The 8,667-nt window shown below is 54.6% G+C and carries 7 protein-coding genes; all 7 read right to left on the bottom strand.

Annotated elements, in window-relative coordinates:
- Window positions 1–82: 82 nt before the first annotated feature.
- The 7 genes from H7C86_RS36030 to H7C86_RS37790 all read right to left on the bottom strand — a co-directional run bounded on the left by H7C86_RS36030 (window position 83) and on the right by H7C86_RS37790 (window position 8,277).
- Window positions 83–970 (bottom strand): glycosyltransferase, encoded by an 888-nt coding sequence (locus H7C86_RS36030; protein ID WP_182263428.1) that lies wholly within the window; start codon window positions 968–970, stop codon window positions 83–85.
- Between the two features lie 74 nt (window positions 971–1,044).
- The gene (locus tag H7C86_RS36025; protein ID WP_182263427.1) at window positions 1,045–2,043 is read right to left on the bottom strand and encodes an alpha/beta hydrolase family protein; all 999 of its coding nucleotides are present in this window, start codon (window positions 2,041–2,043) and stop codon (window positions 1,045–1,047) included.
- 46 nt (window positions 2,044–2,089) lie between these two features.
- Window positions 2,090–3,931, bottom strand: coding sequence for a DUF4012 domain-containing protein (locus tag H7C86_RS36020; RefSeq protein ID WP_182263426.1), 1,842 nt, complete (start codon window positions 3,929–3,931; stop codon window positions 2,090–2,092).
- Window positions 3,932–4,045: 114 nt separating this feature from the next.
- The gene (locus H7C86_RS36015) at window positions 4,046–5,569 is read right to left on the bottom strand and encodes a sugar transferase (RefSeq protein WP_182263425.1); all 1,524 of its coding nucleotides are present in this window, start codon (window positions 5,567–5,569) and stop codon (window positions 4,046–4,048) included.
- Window positions 5,570–5,637: 68 nt separating this feature from the next.
- Entirely contained in the window at window positions 5,638–6,843 is a 1,206-nt protein-coding gene (locus tag H7C86_RS36010; protein WP_182263424.1) for an ABC transporter ATP-binding protein, read from the bottom strand.
- Window positions 6,840–7,679, bottom strand: a complete 840-nt coding sequence (locus H7C86_RS36005; protein ID WP_259349428.1) for an ABC transporter permease — start codon at window positions 7,677–7,679, stop codon at window positions 6,840–6,842. The genes H7C86_RS36010 and H7C86_RS36005 overlap by 4 nt, the downstream gene beginning before the upstream one ends.
- Window positions 7,680–7,767: 88 nt before the next feature.
- On the bottom strand, window positions 7,768–8,277 hold the full coding sequence (locus H7C86_RS37790; protein WP_182263423.1) for an acyltransferase: 510 nt from the start codon (window positions 8,275–8,277) through the stop codon (window positions 7,768–7,770).
- Window positions 8,278–8,667: the final 390 nt, after the last annotated feature.

The following is an 8,667-nucleotide window of genomic DNA, read 5'->3' as shown; positions in this document are numbered from 1 at the left end:
GAAGGGCCAGCCCGTCTACTTCAATCCAGCGTCAGCAACGTCCATACCCACAACATCTAGAGCGGGTTGCTGATCCTCTACCTCACCCCAGAGAATTCGCTGCAACGCGACCCGGCATCAGATATAAGTGCACCATCCGCGCAAAAGTCAGCTGACGCCGAATGCTCTCATCAGTGGCAAGCGGGCGCAATCGGCGTGTCAAATGGTGCATTTTGCGCACCGCCACAAGCGGTTGTACCAGGGTGCTTCCGATCCGCGCTACCGGCGATTTGTCGACCGCGGTGTTCACACCGACGGTTTGGCCGTCAGAAATTCGATATCGAACTACCATCTCGTCATCAACATCTAACGCATTACGACTGGCAGCAATGAGAGACAACCACCGGTCATGAAGCCAACCCGGTGGTACCGGTAACGTCGGTGCCACCGAAGCCAGTTCGATCATCATCGCGGCCCCCGTCGCCATCGGCGATCTGATCACCGAGCGGAAACGCGCTAGCGGGCTCGCTAAATCCCAGTTATCGAGTACCGGAAAATTCTCGCGAAGCGTGGAATTCAATAATTGACCCGACTCGTCGATGAGCATCCCGTCGCCTACCGTGACCGCCGCTCCGGTAGCCACCAGCCGCTCAGATTGGTGTGCCAGACGATGTGGTTCCCACACATCATCCTGATCAGAGAACGCAACGAACCTACAGTGCACCACCTCACGCAGGCCAAGCTCGAAATTCGCAGCGATTCTGGTGAAAAGTTCGATCCCCAGTGCCGGCGGTGCCTGAACCACCCGGAGTTCGATTCCTGATCCCGCGACCAGTTGCCTGACCGTCGAGACCGATGAATCCTGCGACTGATCGTCGACCAGCACGATCAGTGCAGGCACAAGACTCTGCGACAAGATCGATCGAACCTGGTCGGGCAGATAGCGCTCCCCATTATGAGTAACGATCACAACAGCGACAGATTCACTCATTATCGTGACCTCTCGACACCGCTATACCGCGTCTTTGCGTCACTACGATGCGTGAACCCTTGCTCCACGGTTCTTTAGGATGTGCTGCCACGCATCGCAGCTTCGAACATCGGCCAGGAATCATGAAGGTCGTCCTGCCAGTATCCCCAGTCGTGGGTGCGATTGATACGAAAATTGAACGTGTAATCGATGCCGATCTTGTCAAGCCGTGACGTCAGACGGTTAGTGCACATGTTAGTGGCGGCTTCGATGAGGCCGCCGACCACCAGACGATCAACCCATGCTTTCGGGTCTCGGTCGATGCCCGGTGAGTCGAATGTGTCGTGAGGGCCTGGCAACCCTGCGCCATTAGAAATATAGATTTCAGTTCCGCGCAACTCGTCCGCTCGAAGGTACGGGTCGTTCGCTGCCCATGCCGGGTCATCAGTGGGGCCCCACATGTTCGTTGTATCACCACCTCCCCTTCCCTCCACTAGAACTCGGACGTACAACGCGCCGAGTGGGTCACTTGTCTGGGCGCAACCGCTGTACGATCCCACTGCGCTGTACAGTCCTGGGGCGTCGATGGCCAGGCTCAGAACGGAAGTGGCCGCCATGGAGATTCCGGCAATAGAGTTCTTCCCATTGGTTTTCAGGACGTCGTCGATGATCGGCGGGAGCTCTCGGGTCAAGAAGGTCGACCATTTGTTCCTACCCAATACCGGATCGTCGTTCTTCCAATCCGCATAGTATGTGTACGCGCCGCCGCGTGGCATGACCACATTCACATTCTTGTCGGAGAAAAAGTCCTTCACATCTGTTTTCTGTTCCCAAAGTTCGCCGAGCAAGTAGAGAACCGGCAGGGATTCGTTTCCGGTCTCGGGGCGCAACACGTCTAACACGATCACACGATCCATAGATTCCGAGTACACAGACAGCTCCCATTGCCTGTCGGCGACATGGACCAGTCCCGTCGAGTGTGACAGCGACGAGTCGCCGGCCGGTTCCGCAAAGCTTGGTGCAGCGCCGGAACCAATTGTCAGTATCACTGTCAATAAGCCGACAACGATTCCGGACGACATGCGATTGATCATAGTAATGCCTCTCTTTGCTCCGCGAAAAAGGAACTGACTGACGACTTCAGCAGGTCGGGACGTCCACCTCTACATGAGCCGGTATCACCAGTGGTTGAATCGGAACGCGAGCCTCACCGGACGCTGTAGGTTCCGTCATCTGAAACTGGATATCCGCGGATTTTCCGGGTTCGGTGAGCACTTGAACGGTAAAAACCGGGTGCCCAAGCTCTTTCGTCATGATCGCAAAGGACGGAGCGCCGTTGATAGTTACCTGACTGAGTTCGGCTCCTTCTGTGGCGAACAGCGAGACCACCGACCGGTTCGTGCCGGGTGGTCCAGGATACTGCGTGACCTCGGTTCTGCGCCCGACCAGGTAAGACGGATAGTCGTCGCGCATGGGGGCAGTGTTGGTCAGTTGAACATCTACTGTGGAATTACGTCGCTCACCTTCGCACGAATCCGCCCGGTACGCGATGCTACGAGCCAAATAGTAATCCATCTTGCCGCCGGCTCCATTGTTGACAATCACGTTGGCGTAAGGAGCTGAATCTCCGGGCACTGTGTGGGCGACCGCGGTCCCCGCAATGAATTCTTGTTCTGCTGGATTCGCACTCCAGACAGATATCCGCTGTTCACTGACAGCCCTCGATATCGCCTTGAATAGGTCTTTCATGGATCCCGATCGAGAATTTATTTTCTCGATAACCGACTTCGCGATGTCTTGCAGGTAATCCTTACGGGCATACTGATCTTCACCGAAGCGGAAGTAGGCCTGATTCAGCGTGATTTCAACAACATTCGACTCGTCGATGATCTCCCCATCAGGCATCTGAATGGGGCCGACGGCCGACAGGATGTAGCTCAACGCGACTGGGTCTGTTGCGATGACTCCATCGACCGTCAATCCGGAATGCTGGGCCCAGATCGATCGCCAGATCTGTGCAGCGTATGGGAAGTTGGGACTGAAATTCGCATTTTGCCAGTTCGTGGTGCTCGCCAGGTCTCCGCCATACATTTTCTCGAATTCAGGGCCTAGGTCGATTGGATCGTATTTCAATTCAAGTTCGAGATTACTCTCGGGCTTTTCGACCGAAATCTGGCCGTTCTCCGCACGCACGATCGCGGACCCTCCCATCAATCCTCCCGTCCCGCGGGCCTCCGCATTTGTCTGGAAGGCGACGAAATAGTTGCGAGGTCCCTCTGCCCCAAGCATCGACGGGAGGATCTGGGCTGCTGAATATCCTGTATCAAGCCATCCTGTGAGCTGGGTGGTCTGCTCGACCAATTGAGTGCGAATCCCATCGACAGGCGAGAAAAAGGTCGACGGAATATCTGCCGCTTCTACGGCAAGGCCCGCCGAAGCCTCCTTCGCCTGAGCGAGAGCGGGAACGGCGTCGGCAAATGCGGCCAAATTCAAATTATGGCCGCCGCTATCTGAGCCGCCTGCAGACAGAACCGCCCCCGTCTTCGACGCCGGAACCAATACATCCGACACCAACCCGTCTACAACATCGATGATGCCTTGCACCGAGCGGAATGGGCTTCCCACGACCGGAACTGCCGCTACCATGCGCCATGGCAACGAGTTCGCAGCCGCGTGAGATCGAGCCACGGAGTGCGCCGCAGATTCGATACTGGCGTTGAGCTCGTCAGCGTTACCACCAAGTAAGGAGGTCTTTATTTGATCTACGCTGTCCCTCGCGGCCATCGCATTGGTGACGGTGACTACCGATTCATACCCGAACCAGACGGCGAACATGGACAAGACGAGCAGCGCTCCGCCGCCGACCTTGCGCGTGAGTGGACTGTGTGAAGTCGAAGGTTTAACACGGCGGTGCGCACCGCCCCTCGCCCGACGACGGCCGCCCTGTCTTTCAACCTTCGTACCGTCATCGTGAATGCTCACAGCGTCTGAAGTTCCCTTCTGCGGTGTCCCGCACCGGCAAGAGCCTGACGCAGGATCGGAGAGTCATAGCGTGCGAACGAAATGCCAAACTGGTTCGCGCCAGTTCATTCTCACTCAATACGCACCGTCGCCCCTGATTACGGTCCGCACGGTCTTGACCACGATCAACAAATCCTGAACTAGAGACCAGTTTTCGACATACAGTAGATCCAGTCGGACAGTCTCATCCCATGGCAAATCGGACCGGCCACTGGTCTGCCACAGTCCAGTCAGTCCAGGTTTCACCAACAATCGACGACGAATTTGATCGTCATAAACTTCGGTCTCACGCAGCAGTGGCGGCCGAGGTCCGACAACACTCATCTCACCGCGGAGAACATTCAAAAACTGGGGCAGCTCGTCGATACTGTATCGGCGAAGCCACGAACCGACCCGTGTCATTCGAGGATCGTCACGAACCTTGAACAACACCCCACCCTCCACCTCGTTTGTATGCATCAACCCGAGAAATTTCGAGTCTGCATCGACAACCATCGAACGAAGTTTGAACATTCGGAAGGGCACACCACCCAAACCTATTCGCTCCGATACATAGAAAGCCGGACCCGGGCTGTCGATTTTTATTGCGACTGCGGAAATCGCGATTAATGGTGACGAAGCGACGAGCGCCAGTAGCGCGAAAATAACATCGAAGGACTTCTTTCCGAACTTCTTCGCTCCATGATATTGAGGCTTCTCGATGTGAATCAACGGAAATCCTGAAACTGGACGCATTTCCAAGCGAGGACCGGCAATATCGATCACACCCGGCGAGACGACCAAATCAACATTGAAGGGTTCGAGGTCCCACACCAGCTTTCGCATTCCCTTGAGACCTAGATGTTCCGTCGCACTGACCACTACGGTATCTGCGTTAGATACTTTTAAAGCGTCGAGCACGCAACTCTCGTCGCCATAGATGGGAATCTCTCTGCCAAGAGATGAAATATATGTTTCGGCACCAATTTGAAAATTCGGAACGCATGCACCGACAACACGATATCCTGAACCTGGGTCGCGTGCGAACGAACTATCTGCATCAGCCACAGCTTCTCTGCTACCGATCAGAATTATCGAGGTTTGCAAAAGTCCTCGAACACGCTTGGCTGCAATTCGTCTCCGCCACATACGTCGACCGACTAAAATGCCCATGAGCCCAACGGAAAATCCTACCGCCAGGTATCCGCGCCCAAGGTCGAATTTCAGCAGCAGGGAACCCATCGCGATCAATCCGAACAGACGTACGGTGGATGTAACGACTCGGCGATACTCCTCGGGCCCACTTCCGACTACTCGCGGCGATCTAGTCCGATTGATGGCCAGAAAGATCAACCACAAAATGGCAAGAACGATTGATATCAGAGTGTAACGGAGATGCTCGGACCTCCAGGCCTCGAATGTCTCGTCCGCCATTACTCTCACCCATTGCGCAACCAATACGGCGCCTGCAACTACCAATGTATCCGTTATACGCAGGCCTCGAATATACTGCTGTTCCCAGGCCCGTGCCCCACGAACTTCAGGCTCCCGGGTAGCAATCCCCAGACGGAATTTGTCCCGGTTTTCACCGTAATTCGAACTGTCCGAGCACTTCAACATTGCGGTGTTCCCTGCAGCAGGCGACTGGTATCACCGGCGCGCGTCGCGTGACAGAAATTTGGCATGAGTCAGATCGTGTCTGTAGTGTTCCAGCGGCCGCCGAGAGCCAAGTATCCGCTCCGTTCGACGCCGTAGCTTCCTCTTTCTACGAGCAAACGCACGGCGCCTCTAACGTGGTCGAATACGTGTTGTGTGCTCTGATCTGACACCGACGCATGTACGACGAACTCCCCAGAAGTCAGAGGCAAGGACGGAATCATGAAATTCAACACTCCGCCCCCGTCGATAACCGGTATCGGAAAGTCAGAGTCACGAGTATTGGTGTCCCAGAGCAGAATCCCATCCACGGTCTCGATCGTGAGAGCGAAGACTGGATTATCGATTCTCTCGCTTGCGGTGTAGTGGATACGAAATTCGATCGGCGCGCCGGCAACCACCTGCATCAGATCAGATGTTTCGCCGTAACCGACGACCTCCACCGCTTCCAAGCGTGCTTCACCCGATCCGTAACGGATTCTACCTTGCGCGTCTCGGCCGAGGTCTGTCCGAGTCGAGTCGAAATACTGTTCAAGTACTGAACTGGCGGGGCCGACAGCCTTCAACTCACCGTGTTCGAGCCAAGCCGCATGGTCGGACATATTCCTTAGTGCCGCAATCGAATGTGCGACTACCACTACCGTGCGACCTTCGTGGCGTATTTGAGCAAATTTTGCGGTACACTTTTCCTGGAAAGCTGCATCACCAACAGCTAATACTTCATCTACAACGAGTATCTCTGGTTCGACAGTGATGGCAACCGAAAATCCGAGACGGACGTACATTCCGCTGGAATAGTTTTTCACTGGTTGATCAATAAATTCCTCAACCCCGGAGAAATCTACGATTTCGTCAAACTTTCGATCTATTTCAGCCTTCTTCATGCCGAGTATCGACCCGTTGAGGTACACATTCTCGCGACCAGTCAATTCGGGATGAAATCCTGATCCTACTTCAAGAAGCGCAGCCAGTCGACCCAATGTTTTGATAGATCCTTTTGTTGGATACAATATTTGTGCGATGCATTTGAGAAGCGTCGACTTTCCGGACCCGTTGTTACCAACCAGCGCAAAGGTCGATCCGCTCGGAATCTCGAAAGAAATGTCTTTGAGTGCCCAAAAGTCATCGTGAATTGATATCCGTCGACTCATCACCGCAGTCTTCAATGTCTGATTACGTTCGTGATATATTCGAAATTTCTTCGATATATTTTCGACGTTGATTGCATTCTCGCTCATAGTGCTTCGGCCAATCCCTTCACGTGCCGCTGGAAGACGAGGCTGCCAACGACGAAAGCTCCGACGGACCAACTGACACAAGCGATCAAATTTGCGGTTTCAGGCATCCGATTGTCGTAAATGAGATTTCGGATTACCTCCAAAAATTGCCCTATCGGGTTCAAGTTGTAGATATCCGCCAGAGTAACGCCGGCCACAATGGGGCCAATTTTGTCAGATTGCTCAACAACTAATGCGGCAGGATAAACTATCGGCGTTAAATAGAACCAAAGCTGGAAGAGTATATTTACAAAATGTTGAGTGTCACGGAAGTAAACATTCGCAATCGAGGCCATCATCGAGATACCTGTTGCAAACATCCAGAGCAAGATCATTACCACAAAGAGGAGGGGGAGCCATATCAAGAACTTCGATCCCACCAAGACCAGTGCGACAAGCAGCACTGCCATCTCGATTGACCAGGTGAAAGCGGAGGAAAGCGAGTTCGCGATCACCAGTGATACGCGCGAGAAATGGACCTTCTGAATGAGATTCGCGTTACCGACGAGTGAGACCATCCCCCCGTTGACCACATTGGTGAAAAATGTCCAAGGCAGGAGCGCGCACAGCAGCCACAAAGCAAAAACATCGATGCCGCTCGGGTCTCCGGGATCAGGGGTGATCTTGATTATGTAAGAAAAGACGACCGTGTAAATGACCATGGCCATCAGAGGGTTGGCCAGCGACCAGAGTTGGCCGAAGGCAGTCCCCTTGTACTTGGCTTTGATTTCTCGTCGAGTCAGATTGAGAAGGAGCTCCCGTGAATCACGCAGCTCCCTCACCATGGAAAACCGCAAGTGTCTCCTTCGGTTCCGGCCAGAATTCACCTGAGCACGGTAGTGAAAAATTTGATTATATCCGACGTCCGATCATCCGATCGCACGTTCAGCCCTCACGCATGATACGAGCGGCCGAACGAAGCCGCGTTAGTACCGAATCCGAACGCACCGGTGGACCCGCAGCTTTGCTCGACCCGTTCTCCATTGACGGGACCAAATCGAATCGCCATGTCGCGCCGGAACGCAAAACTTTGGCCGGCACACCTGCGCAGACACAGTTATCGGGCAGCGTCCCGCGAACCAGCGACATCGCCCCTACGACCGATCCGTCGCCGATACGCGCCCCCTTGAGCACCATCGAACGCTGTCCTATCCACACCCGGTTACCGATCTCGATGTCCTTAGCAGGGTTTATTCTCTCCGATGTCTCGACATCGATAATCGAGTGCATATCGCTGATCGAGACGTCGATCTGGCCAGCGAAAAGTACTCCATATCCCATATCCACGCGACCGGGTTCATGCATCAGAATTCGTGTCGACCCGTTGAAACCACTGTCCGACCCGACGGTGAAATGGCCATCTCGTTCGGTGAAGACGAAGATGTCGTTCAGCACCGTGCGCGCGTTGATCCGAACCGAACTCTCGGAACCCAAGTCCAGGTACATACCCGCACTCGAACAGCCGGGGCCGACAGATATGTGGTTGTCGTTGCCACGAAAAATCACGGTCCCGTTCAACGAGTCCCGCGAGCGCCCATCCACAACGACCGTGTTCCGCTCGCCCCGGTCATCAACAGTGAGCATCGGACTTCTCCTCACAACAGGTAGAGTCCGAGTGCAGAATGCTGGCTGCCTCCCGGCCGAATCGATGCGATTCGTCGCGCACTGCGGACATCCGACAGTAAACACGACCGTCTCATTCATGGCGAGACCGCCCGTGCCGACTTAGCTGTTGTGGGTATGGACGTTGCTGACGCGGGACTGAAGTAGACGGGCTGGTCCTCG

It is taken from the genome of Rhodococcus sp. UFZ-B548 (genome assembly GCF_903819475.1).
GTDB lineage: Bacteria > Actinomycetota > Actinomycetes > Mycobacteriales > Mycobacteriaceae > Rhodococcus_F > Rhodococcus_F erythropolis.
This window is presented reverse-complemented; position numbering and strand designations above follow the sequence as displayed.